This window comes from Arthrobacter sp. Soil763 (assembly GCF_001428365.1).
Classification (GTDB): domain Bacteria; phylum Actinomycetota; class Actinomycetes; order Actinomycetales; family Micrococcaceae; genus Arthrobacter.
In genome coordinates this window covers 1183827-1201580 of record NZ_LMSH01000002.1, presented here as the reverse complement: position 1 = coordinate 1201580, position 17754 = coordinate 1183827, and the positions used below count along the sequence as shown (strand labels likewise).

At 69.4% G+C, this 17754-nt stretch carries 17 protein-coding genes; 6 read left to right on the top strand and 11 right to left on the bottom strand.

Features of this window, described 5'->3' with window-relative positions; translation table 11 throughout:
* Positions 1–22: 22 nt before the first annotated feature.
* Positions 23–526 carry a peroxiredoxin gene (locus tag ASG71_RS09200; RefSeq protein WP_056738314.1) on the bottom strand — a complete coding sequence of 168 codons (504 nt, stop codon included), beginning with the start codon at positions 524–526 and terminating at the stop codon, positions 23–25.
* Positions 523–942 (bottom strand): DUF3052 domain-containing protein, encoded by a 420-nt coding sequence (locus tag ASG71_RS09195; protein WP_056738313.1) that lies wholly within the window; start codon positions 940–942, stop codon positions 523–525. The genes ASG71_RS09200 and ASG71_RS09195 overlap by 4 nt, the downstream gene beginning before the upstream one ends.
* Before the next feature lie 448 nt (positions 943–1390).
* On the opposite strand from ASG71_RS09195, the gene aceE reads away from it, so the two are divergent.
* The 6 genes from aceE to fabF all read left to right on the top strand — a co-directional run bounded on the left by aceE (position 1391) and on the right by fabF (position 9512).
* The gene (gene aceE, locus ASG71_RS09190) at positions 1391–4144 is read left to right on the top strand and encodes a pyruvate dehydrogenase (acetyl-transferring), homodimeric type (RefSeq protein WP_056738690.1); all 2754 of its coding nucleotides are present in this window, start codon (positions 1391–1393) and stop codon (positions 4142–4144) included.
* Between the two features lie 191 nt (positions 4145–4335).
* Positions 4336–5580: a PucR family transcriptional regulator gene (locus ASG71_RS09185; RefSeq protein WP_056738312.1), complete on the top strand. Its 1245-nt coding sequence runs from the start codon at positions 4336–4338 to the stop codon at positions 5578–5580.
* Positions 5581–5668: 88 nt separating this feature from the next.
* Positions 5669–6598 (top strand): ACP S-malonyltransferase, encoded by a 930-nt coding sequence (locus ASG71_RS09180; protein ID WP_200947958.1) that lies wholly within the window; start codon positions 5669–5671, stop codon positions 6596–6598.
* Positions 6595–7656 carry a beta-ketoacyl-ACP synthase III gene (locus ASG71_RS09175; protein WP_056738310.1) on the top strand — a complete coding sequence of 354 codons (1062 nt, stop codon included), beginning with the start codon at positions 6595–6597 and terminating at the stop codon, positions 7654–7656. The genes ASG71_RS09180 and ASG71_RS09175 overlap by 4 nt, the downstream gene beginning before the upstream one ends.
* A gap of 143 nt (positions 7657–7799) precedes the next feature.
* Positions 7800–8045 carry an acyl carrier protein gene (locus ASG71_RS09170; RefSeq protein WP_056738309.1) on the top strand — a complete coding sequence of 82 codons (246 nt, stop codon included), beginning with the start codon at positions 7800–7802 and terminating at the stop codon, positions 8043–8045.
* A gap of 231 nt (positions 8046–8276) precedes the next feature.
* Positions 8277–9512 (top strand): beta-ketoacyl-ACP synthase II, encoded by a 1236-nt coding sequence (gene fabF / locus ASG71_RS09165; protein ID WP_056738308.1) that lies wholly within the window; start codon positions 8277–8279, stop codon positions 9510–9512.
* Between the two features lie 174 nt (positions 9513–9686).
* Here fabF and ASG71_RS09160 read toward each other — a convergent pair whose 3' ends face one another.
* From ASG71_RS09160 to lepB (ASG71_RS09120), 9 genes are all read right to left on the bottom strand, one after another.
* Positions 9687–10190 (bottom strand): DUF3145 domain-containing protein, encoded by a 504-nt coding sequence (locus tag ASG71_RS09160; RefSeq protein WP_056738307.1) that lies wholly within the window; start codon positions 10188–10190, stop codon positions 9687–9689.
* Positions 10191–10522: 332 nt separating this feature from the next.
* Complete coding sequence (locus ASG71_RS09155) at positions 10523–11452, bottom strand: tyrosine recombinase XerC (RefSeq protein WP_056738306.1); 930 nt, start codon at positions 11450–11452, stop codon at positions 10523–10525.
* 63 nt (positions 11453–11515) lie between these two features.
* Entirely contained in the window at positions 11516–12703 is a 1188-nt protein-coding gene (dprA, locus tag ASG71_RS09150) for a DNA-processing protein DprA (RefSeq protein WP_056738305.1), read from the bottom strand.
* Positions 12704–12776: 73 nt separating this feature from the next.
* Positions 12777–14321, bottom strand: coding sequence for a YifB family Mg chelatase-like AAA ATPase (locus tag ASG71_RS09145; RefSeq protein WP_056738304.1), 1545 nt, complete (start codon positions 14319–14321; stop codon positions 12777–12779).
* On the bottom strand, positions 14322–14678 hold the full coding sequence (locus ASG71_RS09140) for a YraN family protein (protein ID WP_056738303.1): 357 nt from the start codon (positions 14676–14678) through the stop codon (positions 14322–14324).
* A 162-nt stretch (positions 14679–14840) separates the two neighbouring features.
* Positions 14841–15167, bottom strand: coding sequence for a DUF2469 domain-containing protein (locus ASG71_RS09135; protein ID WP_018773443.1), 327 nt, complete (start codon positions 15165–15167; stop codon positions 14841–14843).
* 106 nt (positions 15168–15273) lie between these two features.
* On the bottom strand, positions 15274–15960 hold the full coding sequence (locus tag ASG71_RS09130; protein ID WP_056738302.1) for a ribonuclease HII: 687 nt from the start codon (positions 15958–15960) through the stop codon (positions 15274–15276).
* 11 nt (positions 15961–15971) lie between these two features.
* Positions 15972–17006, bottom strand: a complete 1035-nt coding sequence (lepB, locus tag ASG71_RS09125) for a signal peptidase I (RefSeq protein WP_056738301.1) — start codon at positions 17004–17006, stop codon at positions 15972–15974.
* Positions 17007–17684, bottom strand: coding sequence for a signal peptidase I (gene lepB / locus ASG71_RS09120; RefSeq protein WP_056738300.1), 678 nt, complete (start codon positions 17682–17684; stop codon positions 17007–17009).
* Positions 17685–17754 lie beyond the last annotated feature (70 nt).

Genomic DNA, 17754 nt, shown 5'->3' with positions numbered 1-17754 from the left:
TGCCTCACCATGCCGTCCGCCGTCAGTTTCCCGTGAGGTCCGCCAGGGCGGCGCGGTATTCGGCAAGGTCGCGCGCCTGGCCGCGGGGATTGACCACCACGTAGCGGACGGTCCCGGCCGCATCGATGATGAAGGTCCCGCGGCGGGCCATGCCGGCGTCGGCGTCGAACACCCCGTACTGCTCCGCGACGGCGCCGTGCGGCCAGAAGTCCGCCAGCAGGTCGAAGCCGTAGCCTTCCTTCTCCGCGTAGGCCCGCTGCGTGAACTTGCTGTCCACGGAGACGCCCAGCACCACGGCATCGGCGTCGTCGAAGAGCGCCAAGTTGTCGCGGAGTTCGCAGAGTTCGCCCGTGCAGATGCCGGAGAACGCGAACGGGAAGAATACGAGGACCACGTTGCGGCCCCGCAGTCCGGACAGCCGGACCGGTTCGCCGTACTGATTGGCCAGTTCGAAGTCGGGGGCCTGCTGGCCGACCGCCGGAACGGCAGGGGCCAGCGCCGGCGCGTCGGTGCCGGGTGGGGTCACTTGTTCTTCCGGGTGACCAGGCGGGTGGCGCTCCAGTCGCGGGAAACGCCGGCCGAGGTGGTGCAGTGCAGCCCCGCGGTGGGCGCCGCCTCCTGGATGTCCGAGGGCGAGACGTAGCCGTCACGGCCGTTCTTCGGGGTCAGGACCCACACCACGCCGCCCTCAGTCAGCGAGGTGAGCGAGTCGACGAGGGTGTCCACGAGGTCCCCGTCACCGTCGCGCCACCAGAGGATCGCGGCGTCCACGACCTCATGGTCCTCCTCATCGAAGAGTTCCGAACCGGTGAGGTCCTCGATGTCGTCACGCAAGTCGAAGTCGACGTCGTCGTCATAACCGAATTCCTGAATCAGATCTCCGTTTTTGAAACCCAATTTTTCCGCCACATTTACCGAAGTGGCGGCGTCGGCCTCGCTCACGTGTTGCTCCTATGCTGTTTGTACGATCCGGGGTGGTGCTCTATGGTCCCAGCGGTGCTAGTGATTTCCATTACTACAAGCCAACACCCTTTGAGCCTTTGCTTCAAGCTGCCGGGCCCGTGATCGGCCATATTCTGCGTCACACAGCCCCATCCGCGGGCCCGTCGGCGGCCCCGCGTCACAGAACCAGTATGCCCGCGACTTACGGCCCCGGCCCTGCGGGACGGCTACGCATCCGCGGACTCACACGGCTAGAGTGGCTGGTGACGACCATGACTGCGCGGCCAAACCGACCGCTACAACAGGCAGGCACGGTCGTGATTGGACCTAGCCCGGCGTACAGGACCGGGCTGCTGTTACCGATATGTCGCACACGTCGCGTTCACGCCAGGCAGTCACCCTGCCGGAGCTGAGGGTGCCGGTGAATGCGCTCAAAGAGAGGTTGGACGTGGCTGCAGGAGAAGATACCTCCCATATCCTCAGCGGGTTGACTAACCAGCTGCCTGATCGTGATCCCGAAGAGACCGCCGAATGGCTGGAGTCCCTGGATACCCTGATTCAGGAACAGGGCACCGAGCGTGCCCAGTACATCATGCGGAGCCTGCTTCAGCGGGCGGGCGCCCAAAGCGTAGGCGTGCCGATGGTGACCACCACCGACTACGTCAACACCATCCCCGTGGACCAGGAAGCACCGTTCCCCGGCGATGAGGAGATCGAACGCAAGTACCGCGCCTGGCTGCGCTGGAACGCCGCCGTCATGGTGCACCGCTCCCAGCGCCCCGAGATCGGCGTCGGCGGCCACATCTCCACCTACGCCGGTGCGGCGACTCTCTACGAGGTCGGCTTCAACCACTTCTTCCGCGGCAAGGACCACCCGGGCGGCGGTGACCAGGTCTTCTTCCAGGGCCACGCCTCCCCCGGCATGTACGCCCGTGCCTTCCTCGAAGGCCGCCTGAGCGAAGAAGACCTCGACGGCTTCCGGCAGGAGAAGTCCAAGGAGGGCCACGCCCTCTCGAGCTACCCGCACCCGCGCCTGATGCCGGAGTTCTGGGAGTTCCCGACCGTGTCGATGGGCATCGGCCCGATGAACGCCATCTACCAGGCGCAGTCGAACCGCTACCTGCACAACCGCGGGATCAAGGACACCTCGGATCAGCAGGTCTGGGCGTTCCTGGGCGACGGCGAAATGGACGAGCCGGAGTCCCGCGGCCTGCTGCAGCTCGCCGCCAACGACAAGCTGGACAACCTCAACTTCGTGATCAACTGCAACCTGCAGCGCCTCGACGGCCCGGTCCGCGGCAACGGCAAGATCATGCAGGAACTTGAGGCGTTCTTCCGCGGCGCCGGCTGGAACGTCATCAAGGTTGTCTGGGGCCGCGAGTGGGACACCCTGCTGGCCAAGGACGACGACGGCTCGCTCGTGAAGATCATGAACGAGACCGTCGACGGCGACTACCAGACGTACAAGGCCGAATCCGGCGGGTTTGTCCGCGAGCACTTCTTCGGCAAGACCCCGCAGACCAAGGACATGGTCGCGGACATGACGGACCAGGAGATCTGGAACCTCAAGCGCGGCGGCCACGACTACAACAAGGTCTACGCCGCGTACAAGGCCGCCACCGAGTTCAAGGGCAAGCCGACGGTCATCCTGGCCCACACGGTCAAGGGCTACGGCCTGGGCACGCACTTCGAGGGCCGCAACGCGACCCACCAGATGAAGAAGCTGACCCTGGCGGACCTGAAGGCCTTCCGCGACCACCTGCGCATCCCGATCACGGACGAGCAGCTCGAGGCCGATCCGTACCAGCCGCCGTACTACCACCCCGGTGCCGACGCCCCGGAGATCAAGTACCTGATGGAGCGCCGCCAGGCCCTCGGCGGCTTCGTCCCGGAGCGCCGTTCCAAGCACACCGAGGTCACCCTGCCGGGCGACAAGGCCTACGAGGTCGCCAACCGCGGCTCCGGCAAGCAGCTGGCCGCCACCACCATGGCGTTCGTGCGGCTGCTCAAGGACCTGATGCGGGACAAGGACTTCGGGTCCCGGATTGTGCCGATCATCCCGGATGAGGCGCGCACCTTCGGCATCGACGCGTTCTTCCCGACGGCGAAGATCTACAACCCGAACGGGCAGAACTACCTGTCCGTGGACCGCGACCTGGTCCTGGCCTACAAGGAATCGATCGCCGGGCAGATCGTGCACGCCGGCATCAACGAGGCCGGTTCCGTCGCGGCGTTCACCGCGGCCGGCACCTCCTACGCCACGCACGGCGAGCCGCTGATCCCGATCTACGTGTTCTACTCGATGTTCGGTTTCCAGCGCACCGGCGACTCCTTCTGGGCAGCCGCGGACCAGATGACCCGCGGGTTCATCATCGGCGCCACGGCCGGCCGCACCACGCTGACCGGCGAGGGCCTGCAGCACGCAGACGGCCACTCCCCGATCCTCGCCTCGACCAACCCGGCCGTCGTCACCTACGACCCGGCCTACGGTTACGAAATCGGCGTGATCATGCGCGACGGCCTGAACCGGATGTATGGGCCTGGCGGAGCCGACAACGATACCGACCGGAACCTGATGTACTACCTCACGGTCTACAACGAGCCGATCGTCCAGCCGGCCGCCCCGGCCGAGATCGATACCGAGGGCATCATCAAGGGCATCTACCTGCTGGCCCCGGCCAAGATCGACGGCCCCCGCACGCAGATCCTCGCCTCCGGCGTCTCGGTCCCGTGGGCCCTCGAAGCCCAGCGGGTCCTCGCCGAGGACTGGGGCGTGTCGGCCGATGTCTGGTCCGTGACCTCCTGGACCGAGCTGCGCCGCGACGCCATGGCCGCCGAGGAAGATGCCTTCCTCAACCCGGGCCAGCCGGCACGCGTTCCGTTCGTGACCGAACAGCTCGCCGGCGCCACCGGGCCGATCGTGGCGGTTTCGGACTACATGAAGGCCGTGCCGGACCAGATCCGCCAGTTCGTCCCGAACGAGTTCGCCTCGCTCGGCGCGGACGGCTTCGGCTTCTCGGACACCCGCGCCGCCGCGCGCCGCTTCTTCAAGAACGACACCCACTCGATCGTGGTCCGTTCGCTGCAGATGCTGGCCCGCCGCGGCGAGGTCGATGCCCAGGCCCCGGCCCAGGCAATCGAGAAGTACCGGCTGCTGAACGTCAACGCCGGCACCACCGGCAACGCGGGCGGCGACTCCTAGCCACCCGCGCCGGCCACGGCAGTACCGCAACAGCGCCGGACGGCGGTTCCCACCTGGTGGGGGCCGCCGTCGGGCGTTTAACCCCGACGGCGGCAGCCCCTCCGCGGCCGCGGGGCGTGTGATCTGGCGCAACGCGTCTTGTAGCCTTTGCACAAATGGAGCTTGGGCGGCGCGCCCCGTATGCTCGATGCATGGCAGAGCCCACCACCACCCCCGCCCCACGCAAGCAGCCGGCGCGGGCACTGAATCCGGAGAAGGCCGAGACGCTCAAAAAGCTCCGCGCCAGCGTGGGCCAGCTGTCCACGACCACCCTGCGGCAGCTGGAAAAGTCGCTGCCTTGGTACAGCCGGCTGAACTCCGATGAGCGCTCCGCGCTGGGCATGGTCGCGCAGAACGGCATCGCCGCCTTCGTCACCTGGTTCGAGCGCCCCAGCTCCCCCTCGTGGATCCTGTCCGACGTTTTCGGCACCGCCCCGACCGAGCTGACCCGGTCGATCAGCCTGCAGAAGGCCCTGCAGCTGATCCGGATTGTCGTCGAGGTGGTCGAGGAACAGGTCCCGATCATCGCCCCGGAAGCGGACCAGGCCGGCCTCCGCGAGGCCGTGCTGCGCTACTCCCGCGAGGTCGCCTTCGCCGCGGCCGACGTCTACGCCCGCGCCGCCGAGACCCGCGGTTCCTGGGACACCCGGCTCGAAGCGCTCATTGTCGACGCGATCCTGCGCGGCGAAAACACGGACGCCCTGCGGTCCAGGATCGCCGCGCTGGGCTGGAAGGCGCAGGAGCGCTTCACCGTGATGGTGGGCAATTCCCCCTCCGAACCCAGCGCCAGCTACGTCAGCGAGCTGCGCCGCACGGCCGGCCGCTTCGCCGAGGACGCCCTCGTCGGCATCCAGGGCGACCGGCTGATCCTGATCCTGGGCGGGGTCCAGGACCGGGAGGGTGCCTGCCAGAAACTCAGCGAGCTCTTCGCCCCGGGCCCGGTGGTCTACGGCGCCGAGGCCGGCTCCCTGTTGGAGGCCAGCAGTTCCGCCCAGTCCGCGTTCGCCGGGCTCACCGCGGCCCGGGCCTGGCCGTCGGCACCGCGCCCGGTGGCGGCCGACGACCTGCTGCCGGAACGGGTGATCTCCGGGGACGACGCCGCTCGGCGCTCCCTGGTCAAGAACATCTACCGGCCGCTGCTGGCGGCCTCGAACGGCCTGGTGGAGACCCTCGGGACCTACCTCGAGCTCGGTCATTCGCTCGAAGCCACCGCCCGGGAACTGTTCGTCCACGCCAACACGGTGCGATACCGGCTCAAGCGTGTGTGCGACGTCACCGGCTGGGATCCACTGATCCCCCGGGAGGCTTTCGTGCTCCAGGCGGCACTGGTGGTGGGCCGTCTTTCGACCCCTCCGCGGGCCGCGGCGGAGCGCCCCGCGCCGCGCAACAACTCCTGACCCGTTGTAGACTTCCTACAACCTGACCCAGTGAGCTTGGTGCATGAAAGTACCGATGATTCACGCGGCAATTTGGAAAGCTGGATACGTGCTTGCAATCGTCTGCCCTGGACAGGGCTCCCAGACCCCCGGTTTTCTGGCCCCCTGGCTGGAACTCCCACACGTCGCAGGCCATCTGGCCTCCCTGAGCGAAATTGCGGGCATCGACCTCACCGCGCACGGCACCACCTCGGATGAGGAGACCATCAAGGACACCGCCGTCGCGCAGCCGCTGATCGTCGCGGCCGGACTCGTGGCCGCCAAGTCGCTCTTCGACGTCGAACTGGGCACCCTCCCGGTGATTCTCGCCGGGCACTCGGTCGGTGAAATCACCGCCTCCGCCCTGGCCGGGGTCCTGACCGAAACCGAAGCCATGACCTTCGTCCGCGAACGTGCCAACAGCATGGCCGCCGCGGCCGCAGCCACCCCCACCGGCATGAGCGCCGTCGTCGGCGGCGACCCCGCCGAGGTGCTGGCCGCGATCGAGGCCTGCGGCCTGACCCCCGCCAACGTCAACGGCGCCGGACAGACCGTCGCCGCCGGCACCCTGGAGCAACTCAAGGCCCTGGCCGAGAACCCGCCGGCGAAGGCCCGCGTGATCCCGCTGAAGGTCGCCGGCGCGTTCCACACCGCACACATGGCCCCGGCCGTTGCGGCGCTGGAGGCGCTGCGCCCGTCGCTGCACCCGCGCAACCCGCAGGTGCCCCTTCTCTCGAACTACGACGGCGCCGAGGTCACCGACGGCGGCGCCGCCGTCGCAAGCCTGATCGCCCAGGTCAGCCGCCCGGTCCGATGGGACCGCTGCATGGAAACCCTCGTGAAGCGCGGCGTCACCGGGGTCATCGAACTGGCTCCGGCCGGAACGCTGGCCGGCCTCGCCAAGCGCGGCATGCCGGGCGTGAAAACCGTCACCGTCAAGACCCCGGACGATCTGTCCGCCGCCCTGGCCCTATTCGCAGAACTGGAGGGAGGCAAATGAGCGCTCCTACCCTGAAGCAGGCTCCCCTGCAGGAAAACACCCGGGTCATGGGCGTCGGCGCCTACCGCCCGAACGTCATCGTCACCAACGACGATGTCTGCCAGTGGATCGACTCCTCGGACGAGTGGATCCGGCAGCGCACCGGCATCATCACCCGCCACCGGGCTCCCGCCGACGTCAGCGTGATCGACATGGCGGAGGGCGCCTCCCGCGAGGCGCTGGAGAAGGCCGGCATTGAGGCCTCCCAGCTCGGCGCCGTGATCGTCTCCACCGTCACCCACCCGTACGCGACGCCGTCCGCCGCCGCCAGCCTGGCTGACCGCCTCGGCGCAACCCCCGCGCCCGCGTTCGACATCTCCGCAGCCTGCGCCGGCTACTGCTACGGCATCGCCCAGGCCGACGCCCTGGTCCGCTCCGGGGCCGCCAAGTACGTGCTCGTCGTCGGCGCGGAGAAGCTCTCCGACGTTATCGACAACACCGAGCGCACGATCTCCTTCCTGCTGGGCGACGGCGCCGGCGCCGTCGTCATCGGCCCCTCCGACGCCCCGGGCATCGGCCCGTCGGTCTGGGGCTCGGACGGCAGCAAGTGGGACGCCATCGGCATGACCCACTCAATGCTGGACATCCGCGAGCTGGCCATGGCCGGCAAGAGCACCGCCGCCCTGAGCGACGGCGAAGCGGCCGTGACGCAGGCGGCGCTCTGGCCGACGCTGCGCCAGGACGGCCAGACGGTGTTCCGCTGGGCCGTCTGGGAGATGGCGAAGGTGGCCCAGCAGGCCCTCGACGCCGCCGGCATCCGCGCCGAGGACCTCGCAGCCTTCATCCCGCACCAGGCCAACATGCGCATCATCGACGAGATGGCCAAGCAACTCAAGCTTCCGGAGACCGTCAAGGTCGCCCGGGATATCGCCGAAGCAGGCAACACCTCGGCAGCGTCCATCCCCCTGGCCACCCACCGCCTGCTCCAGGAAAATCCTGAGCTCAGCGGCGGACTGGCCCTGCAGATCGGGTTCGGAGCCGGACTGGTCTTCGGCGCCCAGGTGATTGTGCTTCCGTAGGCGGCCACCGCACTTCCCAGGCCGGCGGCACCCGCCGGCACTGATTCCCACACCAAACCGAACCCTCGGTTTGAATCATTTCGCCAGACACTGCCGGAACAACACCCGGAAGCCGACGGCACCAACAAGAGAAGGAGCCATCAATGGCTAGCAACGAAGAGATCCTGGCCGGCCTGGCCGAAATCGTCAACGAAGAGACCGGCCTGGCCCCCGAGGCTGTCGAGATGGACAAGTCCTTCACCGAGGACCTGGACATCGACTCCATCTCGATGATGACCATCGTCGTCAACGCCGAGGAAAAGTTCGGCGTGCGCATCCCGGACGAAGAGGTCAAGAACCTCAAGACCGTTGGCGACGCCGTGAACTTCATCTCCAACGCCCAGGCCTAATCACCGCCTGAACTTCCGGCACGGGCCGGCGGCGGCCGGGCAGCAGCCCGCCGCGCCGGCCGTGTTCAGGCAGGGTTCCCGGCCTGATTCCGTTCCCGGCGCCGGCGCGCACCGGGACGGCCCGCCGGAACCGATCGTTACCGCACCACCACCGAGTTTTGCCCACGCGGGCCGCGGACGCCTCACCCAGGGGTCCGCATGAGAGCCGGCGCACCGACAGAGAGTGATCCCATGGCACGCAAAGTAGTCATTACCGGTCTGGGTGTCACCACACCCATCGGCGGCGATGTCCCCACGATGTGGAAGAACGCGCTCAAGGGCGTCTCCGGGGCGCACACGCTCGAGGACGACTGGGTCGCCAAGTACGAACTTCCCGTGCACTTCGCCGCACGCGCCTCCACCCCGGCCCTCGAGGTCCTGAGCCGGGTCGAGGCCAAGCGCATGGACCCCTCCACGCAGTTCGGCGTCGTCGCCGCGCGTGAGGCCTGGGCCGATGCCAACATCACCGAGATCGACCACGACCGCCTCGCCGTCGCCTTCGCGACCGGCATCGGCGGCGTCTGGACGCTGCTGGATGCCTGGGACACCCTGCGCGAAAAGGGCCCGCGCCGCGTCCTGCCCATGACCGTGCCGATGCTGATGCCCAACGGCGTCGCAGCCGCGGTCAGCCTGGACCTCGGCGCCCGCGCCGGCGCCCACACCCCCGTGTCCGCCTGCGCGTCCGGCACTGAGGCCGTGCACATGGGCCTGGACCTGATCCGTTCCGGCAAGGCCGACGTCGTCGTCTGCGGCGGCGCCGAAGCGGCCATCCACCCGATGCCGATCGCGGCCTTCGCCTCGATGCAGGCCCTCTCCCGCCGCAACGACGATCCCGAGCACGCCTCGCGGCCCTACGACCGCGACCGTGACGGCTTCGTCATGGGCGAAGGCGCCGGTGCGCTGGTCCTGGAAGCCGAGGAGCACGCCCTGGCCCGCGGCGCCCGGATCTACGCCGAGCTCGCCGGCACCTCGGTGACCGCCGACGCCTACCACATCACCGCCCCGGACCCCGAGGGCCTGGGCGCCACCCGGGCGCTGAAGGCCGCCATGTTCGACGGCCGGATCCAGGCCGAGGACGTCGTGCACGTCAACGCGCACGCCACCTCCACCCCGGTCGGTGACAAGCCCGAATACACCGCGCTCAAGGCCGCCCTCGGCAGCCACGTGGACAACGTGGCGGTCTCGGCCACCAAGTCGCAGATGGGCCACCTGCTGGGCGCCTCCGGTGCCGTGGAAGCGGTACTGACGGTCCTGGCCGTGCACGAGCGCAAGGCTCCGGTCACGATCAATCTGGAGAACCAGGATCCGGAGATCCCGCTGGACGTCGTCACCTCCGAGCGGGCCCTGCCCGCAGGGGACATCGTGGCGCTGAGCAACTCCTTCGGTTTCGGCGGCCACAACGCCGTCATCGCCGTCCGCAGCGTCTAACCGGGCCGGCCGCGCGGCATACCTGCGCGGCCCGCCCGGCACGCGCGGCACGCGCGGCACGCCGAAATGACAGATGGCGGCAATGTTCCTCGTGAACATTGCCGCCATCTGTCATTTCGCGGTGCTATGGAGTGTGTTGCGGTGCGTCCCGGACTGGCGGGAGGCGGGTGGGCTCTAGCCGACCTGGTGGAGCCAGCGAACGGGGGCGCCTTCGGCGGCGTGGCGGAAGGGCTCGAGTTCCTCGTCCCAGGCTTCGCCGAGGGCGAGGGAGAGTTCATGGTAGACGGCGGAGGGATCGCCGGCGCCGGATTCGTAGGCGTACCGGATCCGGTCCTCGGAAACCATGATGTTGCCGTGGACGTCCGTCACGGCGTGGAAGATGCCGAGCTCCGGGGTGTGCGACCATCGGCCGCCGTCGACGCCCTGGCTGGGCTCCTCGGTGACCTCGTAGCGCAGATGCGCCCAGCCGCGGAGCGCAGACGCCAATTGAGCCCCCGTGCCCGGCGTTCCGGTCCACGACAGCTCGGCCCGGAACATTCCGGGCGCGGCGGGCTGGGCAGTCCACTCAAGGTCCGTGCGCTTGTCCACGACCGAGCCAATGGCCCACTCAACGTGGGGGCACAGGGCGGTCGGGGCCGAGTGAACGAACAGGACACCGCGGGTTTGTGCAACAGACATTCCATCCTCCATAGCTATAGGTACGTCTTCCCCAACGACCTCTGCCTGGATGACCATGCGTCGCGTAAATCCGCGTGGGGCGGCTGCCCCTGCCAGACTATTCAGTTGTGTAATTTCTGCGCCATACAAAAAATAGGTCCGGACCTCACTCGGTGCTTAAGAGCTTCAAGCACCACTTGAAAGTTGCCGGGCGTGAGTCTCATTCTGCCGTACCGTGCCTAATTACGCCAGTGCAATTCGGCGAGCCGTCTCCGGCGCGCCGAAAGGGGGTTGAACGGTTCGCCACGCATGGGCCGGAGCACCCAAAGAGCCGCCACAGACTGCCCCGCCGGTCAGGCCCGCGGGTGTGCCTGCTGGTAGCTCTTGCGGAGCCGGTCGACGGAGACATGGGTGTAGATCTGGGTGGTAGCGAGGCTGCTGTGGCCAAGGATCTCCTGCACCGCTCTGAGGTCCGCGCCGCCGTCGAGCAGGTGGGTGGCGGCGGAGTGGCGCAGCGCGTGCGGACCCGTGGCCGAGGTGTCCCCCAGCCCGTCCAGCAGGTCTTTGACGACGCTTCGGACCTGCCGCTGGTCCACCCGGCGGCCGCGGGCGCCCAGGAAGAGTGCCGGGCCGGAGCCTTCCACTGCGACGGTCGGGCGGCCGCGGCGCAGCCAGTCGTCGACCGCGAGCGCAGCCGGCAGTCCGTACGGGACGGTCCGTTCCTTGTTTCCTTTGCCGAGTACCCGCAGGGTCCGGCGGTCCGGGTCCAGGTCGTCGATGTCCAGGCCGGCCAGCTCGCCGACACGCACGCCGGTGGCGTAGAGCAGCTCCAGCATGGCCTTGTTGCGCAGGGCCAGCGGGTCCCCCTCGGCGGCGGCTGTCTCGGCCCCCGTGACGAGCCGCTGTACCTGCCCCTGTTGCAGCACGCCGGGTAGGGATTTCTCCCGCTTTGGGGCCTTGAGGCGAAGCGCGGGGTCGGCGCCTAGGAGCTCCTCTCGGACAGCCCACGCGGTGAAGGCCCGCGCCGTGGCAGCCCGCCGGGCGAGCGTGGCCCGGGACATCCCCGCTTCGCTTTGCGCTCCCAGCCAGCGGCGCAGGGTCCCGAGCTCGATGTCGGACAGCCCGGCGGCGCCCTCTGACGCGGCGTACTCCAGCAGGCTGGCGACATCCGAGAGATAGGCGCGCACGGTATGGGCGGACCCGTTCCGCTCCGCCGAGAGGTAGCGGCCGAAGCCCTCGGCGGCGGCGTCCAGCGCGGCGGGCAGTTGTTGCTGTGTTGGCACTCTCCCATTCTTCCCGCCCGGGGCCCGACCGGTCCGGCAGCCGGGCGGCGCGCCGCCGGGATCTCATCCGGCCGCCGTCGAGCGTTTCCAGCCGCCGCGGACGCCTTCGGCCAGGCCGAGCAGTCCCAGCCGCCCGAGGCCGGCCCGCACCGACTCGGCGCTGAGCCCGGCCACGACGGCGAGCTTCTCCACCGTGCTGGTGGTCCGCAGCGGCAGGGCATCGAGCAGGATCAGGTCCTCAAGGGTCAGTCCGTCCTGCGCCTGCGCCGGGCCCGGGTCCGCATCGGGCAGGCCGTCACCGCTTGGCGAGGCCAGTTCGGCGATCTCGCCGGCATCTGTGACGCACACCGCGCCTCCCTCGCGCAGCAGGCGGTGGCATCCTGCCGAGTTGGCCGAGTGCACCGGGCCCGGGACCGCTCCGACAGCCCTGCCCAGGCTCTCCGCGTGGTGGGCGGTGTTCAGGGCACCGGACCGCCACCGGGCCTCCACCACCACCGTGACGGCGGCCAGTGCGGCAATGATCCTGTTCCGCTGCAGGAACCGGTACCGCGTCGGAGCCGAGCCCGGAGGAACCTCGGCCAGAACGGCCCCCTGGTTGGCCACCGCGCGGAGCAGGTCCTCGTTTCCCGCCGGGTAGAAGCGGTCCACTCCCCCTGCCATCACGGCGATCGTGGGCAGGCTCCCGGCAGCTCCGGCGAGAGCCGCTCGGTGGGCGTGCGCATCGATACCGTAGGCCCCGCCCGAGACGATAGTGAATCCCCGCTGGGCCAAGGCATAGGCCAGATCACCTGTCACCGCCGAGCCGTACGAGGTGCTGTCGCGGGAGCCGACCAGGGCGACGGCCTTCGTCGCCGGAGGAAGCTCCTGTTCGACGCCGCGCCACCAGAGGCACAGCGGTTCCTGCAGGCCCAGGTCCGCCAGCTGGGCCGGCCACAGCACGTCGCCGGGGATGAGGAGACGGCCGCCGAGCCGCTGCACCGTGGCAAGGTCCCTGGCCGGGGCCAGATCGGGAACGCGGGGTGCCCAGCGTTTCAGGGCCATTCCCAGCCCGCTCCAGCCGCCCGACGCCCCGTTTTCCTCCAGCACGCCGGTCAGCTCACGTTGCAGTCCGGGCCCGGCCGGGAGCTTTCCGGTAGCGACCCGCAACGCGTCTTCAGCACCCACCAGCCGGACCAGCGCCAGGCCAACAACATCTTGGGGTTCCAACAGCCGGGACAACGCGGCCCGGGCCGTTCTTTCGTCGTGTGTCATGCAGGGATTCCTCTCCGTGGGTGGTCCAGGCCTGGACTGCACACCCGCAGGCCTGAACCGTGCGCCGTCGCCGTCATGCGGCGGCCGCTGCGGCCTGGCGAAGCCCGAGCGCCTGGCCGATCTCGTCCGCGCCGGGGCTGCCGCGCCCGGCCAGATCGGCCAGGGTCCAGGCGAGCCGCAAGACGCGGTCATAGCCGCGGGCCGTCAGTGCGCCCCGTTCCAGGGCGTGGTCGAGGATGCGGGTGTTCGTCCCGGCGGGCCGGAGCACGCCGCGGAGCACCCTTCCGGGGACCTGGGCGTTGGTCTCCAGTCCGAGCGGCCCGAGCCGCTCCAGCTGCACCTCCCGGGCCCGGTGGACCCGGGCGGCGATTTCCGCGGTTCCCTCCTCCGCGCGGGGCTGCCCGAAGTCGGCCAGGGCCACCCGCTCCACCTGGAGCTGGATGTCCACGCGGTCCAGCAGGGGCCCCGACAGCCGGGCAAAGTAGCGTCGGCGCATCATCGGCGTGCAGGTGCAGTCCAGGCCCTTGCCGGCGGCCTTGCCGCAGGGGCACGGGTTGGCTGCGAGTACCAGCTGGAATCTCGCGGGATAGGCAGCGGTACCGGCGGAGCGGTGGATCACCAGCTCACCGCTTTCCAGCGGCTGCCTCAGGGCGTCCAAGACACGGCGTTCGTACTCCGGGGCCTCGTCCAGGAACAAGACGCCCCGGTGCGCCCGTGAGGCGGCGCCGGGCCGCGGCAGGCCTGATCCGCCGCCGATGATGGCGGCCGCGGTGGCCGTGTGGTGCGGGTTCTCGTAGGGCGGCCTGCGGCGCAGGGTGACGGCGGCCGAAGTCAGGGCGCTGAGCGAGTGGATGGCCGTGACTTCCATGGCTTCACGGTCGCCAAGGTCCGGGAGCAGCCCGGGCAGCCGTTCAGCCAGCATGGTCTTGCCGGCCCCGGGCGGTCCGCTAAGCAGCACGTGGTGCGCACCCGCGGCGGCAACTTCCAAGGCGCGCCGGCCCTCGGTTTGGCCGGCGACGTCGCACATATCCGGCGCCAGGGCGGCCGGGTCCGGGCCTGCTTCGTCCGGCTCTTCCTCGTCGGGCTCGAAGTCGAGGGCGAGGTCCTGCGGGTCGGCTCCGAAGTCGAAGGCCAGCCTGGCGAGGGTGCGGTAGCCGCTGACCCTGGCGCCCGGCACCAGTCCGGCCTCGGCGGCGTTGGCCTGGGCAACCACCACATCCGGGTAGCCGGCCTGCACCGCGGCCATGACGGCAGGAAGGATGCCCCGGACCGGCCGCAGGCGCCCGTCCAGGCCCAGTTCGGCGATGAAGACGTGCCTGCCGGTGGGGCGGACGTCGTTGGCGGCGAGCAGTACCGCCATGGCAATGGACAGGTCGAAGCCCGACCCACGTTTGGGCAGCGACGCGGGGATCAGGTTGGCGGTGATTTTCCGCCGGCTGAGCGGAATGCCGGAGTTTTGGGCCGCGGACCTGATCCGCTCTTTTGCCTCGTTCAGTGAGGCATCCGGAAGGCCGAGGATCACAAACGCCGGCAGCGTCTGGCCGATGTCGGCCTCGACCTCGACGATGTAGCCGTTCAATCCCACCAAGGCCACCGAGTAGGTCCGGCCCAGCGCCATCTATCCCACCCCTTTGAGGTGTTCGATGGACGGGCCGCCGGTACCGTCGTCGAGGACGGCGACGACGTCGACCCGGCGCAGCGGCATCCGCAGTTCGTGATCGCGGCACCAGGCGGAGGCCAGACGGTGCAGCCGTGCCAGTTTGGCCACGGTGACGGCTTCGAAGGGGTGACCGAAGGCGAGCGAGGCGCGGGTTTTGACCTCCGCGATCACCAGGGCGTCGCCGTCGAGCGCCACGATGTCGATTTCACCCTCGGGACACCGCCAGTTGCGGTCGACGATCCGCATCCCCTGGGCTTCGAGGAAGCCTGCAGCGAGTTCTTCACCTCGCCGGCCCAGCACGTCCTTGGCTCTCATGCCTCCAGCGTGCGGCCCGGCGGTTCCCGGGCACAGCGGCAGGCCGGGCTATGTGGACAACCCAAACTAAGTGGGTAAGTCGGATCTGTGGGTAACCCGGGCTACGCGGGCAACGTCAGCCGGCGGCCCGGCCCCAGACGGAGGTCACTTGCCGGCGCAGGGTCAGTTGCCGAGGTCCTCGACCTTGGGCAGCGCCAGTTCCTCGCTGCGCGGCAGTTCCTCGACGTTGACGTCCTTGAACGTGATCACGCGGACGCTCTTGACGAACCGGGCGGACCGGTAGACGTCCCAGACCCAGGCGTCCTGCAGGGTCAGGTCGAAGTAGACCTCGCCGTCGGCGCTGCGCGCCTGCAGGTCCACGTGGTTGGCCAGGTAGAAACGCCGTTCTGTCTCGACCACATAGCTGAAGAGCCCGACGACGTCGCGGTATTCGCGGTAGAGCTGCAGCTCCATGTCGGTTTCATAGTTCTCAAGGTCCTCGGCACTCATGCTTCCATCTTGCACCATTGGGCGGCGGGCGCGCGCCACGGCTCCTGACGGGCCGGGCTGGTAGGCCGGCACCGTGGCCCGCAGCAGCGGGTCCGCGGCGGCGGTCCTAGTCGCCCAGCAGCTGCCAGCTGACGCGGTGGTAGGGCGAGGGTCCGGCGGCGCGGAGGGCGTCCTTGTGCGCGGCGGTTCCGTAGCCCTTGTTTTCGTTCCAGCCGAAGGCCGGGTATTCGGTGTGCAGGGCGGCCATCTGCCGGTCCCGCTCGACCTTGGCCAGCACGGAGGCCGCGGCCACGGACAGGCACTGCATGTCGGCCTTGACGAGGGTGTGCACCGGGGCGTCACAGCCAGGCTCCTCCGGGCCGGCGTCGTCGGGGTCCGGGTCGAACAGCGACGCCTGCGCCGCCGGCGAAAGCCAGTTGTGGCTGCCGTCCAGGAGCACCACGTCGGGTCTCACCCCGGCGGCAAGCACGGCGAACCAGGCACGGTTGCCCGCGAGCCGCAGCGCGGCGATGATGCCCAGCGCGTCGATCTCCGCCGCGGAGGCGTGGCCGACGGCGGACGCGACGCTCCAGCTGCGCACCAGCGGTTCCAGCCGTTCCCGGTCCGCGACCTTCAGCAGCTTACTGTCCCGCACATCGGCGAGCAGCTTTTGCTTGTGCAGGTCCACGACGGCGATCCCGACGCTGACGGGACCGGCGAGGGCACCGCGGCCCACCTCGTCGATCCCAGCGAGCAAACGCGCACCGGAACCCCGGAAGCGGCGTTCGTAGTCGAGGGTTGGAGCTTCGGACACGGCAGCCGTCCCTACTTGCCCGCCGGAGCCGGGACGTTCCGGAAGACGTCCGGGTAGTTATCCAGGGACGTGATCCGGTTCAGCGGCCACGCGATCACGGCCGCCTTGCCCTCGATGTCGGCCAGGTCGATGAAGCCGCCGTTGCTGTCCAGATGGGAACGTGAATCGGCCGAGTGGTTGCGGTTATCTCCCATGACCCAGACTTTCCCGGCCGGGACCACGACGTCGAAGTCCCGCGCCTGCGGGATCTCGGCACTGTTGATGTACTTCTCGTCCAGCGGTGCCCCGTTCACGGTCAGGCGGCCGCTGCCGTCGCAGCAGACAACATGGTCGCCGGGCAGGCCGATGACACGCTTGACCAGGTGCTGCTCGGAGTTGTCCGGGAGCAGGCCGACGAACATCAGCGCGTCCTGCACGCCGGTGAGCGGCCCGGCGGGCTTTGCCGGGGCCGGGACCAGCCATCCCTTGGTGTCGCGGAAGACGACGACGTCGCCGCGCTCCAGCGCGATCGGTTCCGGCACGAGCAGGTTCACGAAGATCCGGTCGTTGACGTCGAGCGTGTTCATCATCGACTCGGACGGGATGTAGAAGGCCCGGAACAGGAACGTCTTGATCAAGAAGGACAGGACGACGGCGATAACCACCACCGTGGCGATCTCCTTGAGCCAGGCCAGCACGGGGTTGCGCCCCTCGCAGGCCTTCGCCTTGCGGGCCCGGGCCGACGTCGGTCCGGCGTGCGCGGGACCTGCCAGCGGGGTGCCCGGTGCGTGTTCGGGCCGGTCGTGCTCGAGCCGGCCGTGACCCCGAACGGGCCGCGCCGCGTCGTGCGCCGCGTGCGGCTGCGCGGCGTGCGGCTCCGCGGTAGTCTCCGCCGTCGGCCCCGCCGCAAACGCGGTGGTCTCCGGCGTCGGCTCGGGGACGTGCGCCGGCACCGGCGCGGCCGGCAGCCGCGTCGTCCGGGGTTCGTCGGCCGGGATCGGCATGGAGGTCACGCGGGGTTCGTCGTGCCCCTGCGGATCGGGACTCCGGGGTCCGGTCTCGGGCATCTACCGTCCGTTCCTAATCGTTGTGGCGGCCTCGGCGGGCCGCGGTATTTCTGCAAATCTATCAAGCGGCCAGATGACTTGTACCGGCCGGCCGATCACGCGGTCCAGCGGAACCATGCCCCCGCCCGGCGCGCCCAGCAGGCTCCGGGAATCGGCCGACTGCGACCGGTGGTCCCCCAGCAGCCACAGCCGGCCGTCCGGGACGATGACGTCGAACTTGAGCCGGCTCGGGGCATCCCCTGCATAGATATAGGGTTCCTCAAGCGGCTGGCCGTTTACTGTGAGCCGCCCGTCGGAGCCGCAGCACGCCACCCGGTCGCCGGGCAGGCCGATGACGCGTTTGACGTAGGTGGTGTCGCTGCCCGTCAGGCCCAGCCAGTGGCCGGCGCCCGCCAGGAGGTCGGCGGCGGGGCCACGCCCGCTGTTCAGCGGGGCGAAGGAGCCGCGGCCGTCGAAGACAACGACGTCCCCGCGGCGGATGGGCGACGACGCGAAATCCGTCCGCGACACGAGGATCCGGTCACCGTCGCGCAGCAGCGATTCCATCGAGGCGGAAGGGATGAAGTAGACGTCCAGCCACAGCGAACGCACCAGCCCGCCGATGGCCACCGCCAGAACCAGGCCTAAAAGCGCAAGACGCCAGCCCAGTTTCCTGGGCCGGCGTCTTGTCTGTTCCATGATCCGAATCCTCTAACGCGTTTCTGATGGAGCTGCGCAGGGGCGGACGGTTCCGGCGCATGCCGGAGCC

Coding starts and splice junctions, on each gene's coding strand:
- lepB (WP_056738300.1), bottom strand. CDS start 17,684: ATGGAACAGACAAGACGCCGGCCCAGGAAACTGGGCTGGCGTCTTGCG.
- fabF (WP_056738308.1), top strand. CDS start 8,277: ATGGCACGCAAAGTAGTCATTACCGGTCTGGGTGTCACCACACCCATC.
- ASG71_RS09140 (WP_056738303.1), bottom strand. CDS start 14,678: ATGAGAGCCAAGGACGTGCTGGGCCGGCGAGGTGAAGAACTCGCTGCA.
- ASG71_RS09135 (WP_018773443.1), bottom strand. CDS start 15,167: ATGAGTGCCGAGGACCTTGAGAACTATGAAACCGACATGGAGCTGCAG.
- dprA (WP_056738305.1), bottom strand. CDS start 12,703: ATGACACACGACGAAAGAACGGCCCGGGCCGCGTTGTCCCGGCTGTTG.
- ASG71_RS09175 (WP_056738310.1), top strand. CDS start 6,595: ATGAGCGCTCCTACCCTGAAGCAGGCTCCCCTGCAGGAAAACACCCGG.
- ASG71_RS09170 (WP_056738309.1), top strand. CDS start 7,800: ATGGCTAGCAACGAAGAGATCCTGGCCGGCCTGGCCGAAATCGTCAAC.
- ASG71_RS09145 (WP_056738304.1), bottom strand. CDS start 14,321: ATGGCGCTGGGCCGGACCTACTCGGTGGCCTTGGTGGGATTGAACGGC.
- ASG71_RS09160 (WP_056738307.1), bottom strand. CDS start 10,190: ATGTCTGTTGCACAAACCCGCGGTGTCCTGTTCGTTCACTCGGCCCCG.
- lepB (WP_056738301.1), bottom strand. CDS start 17,006: ATGCCCGAGACCGGACCCCGGAGTCCCGATCCGCAGGGGCACGACGAA.
- ASG71_RS09185 (WP_056738312.1), top strand. CDS start 4,336: ATGGCAGAGCCCACCACCACCCCCGCCCCACGCAAGCAGCCGGCGCGG.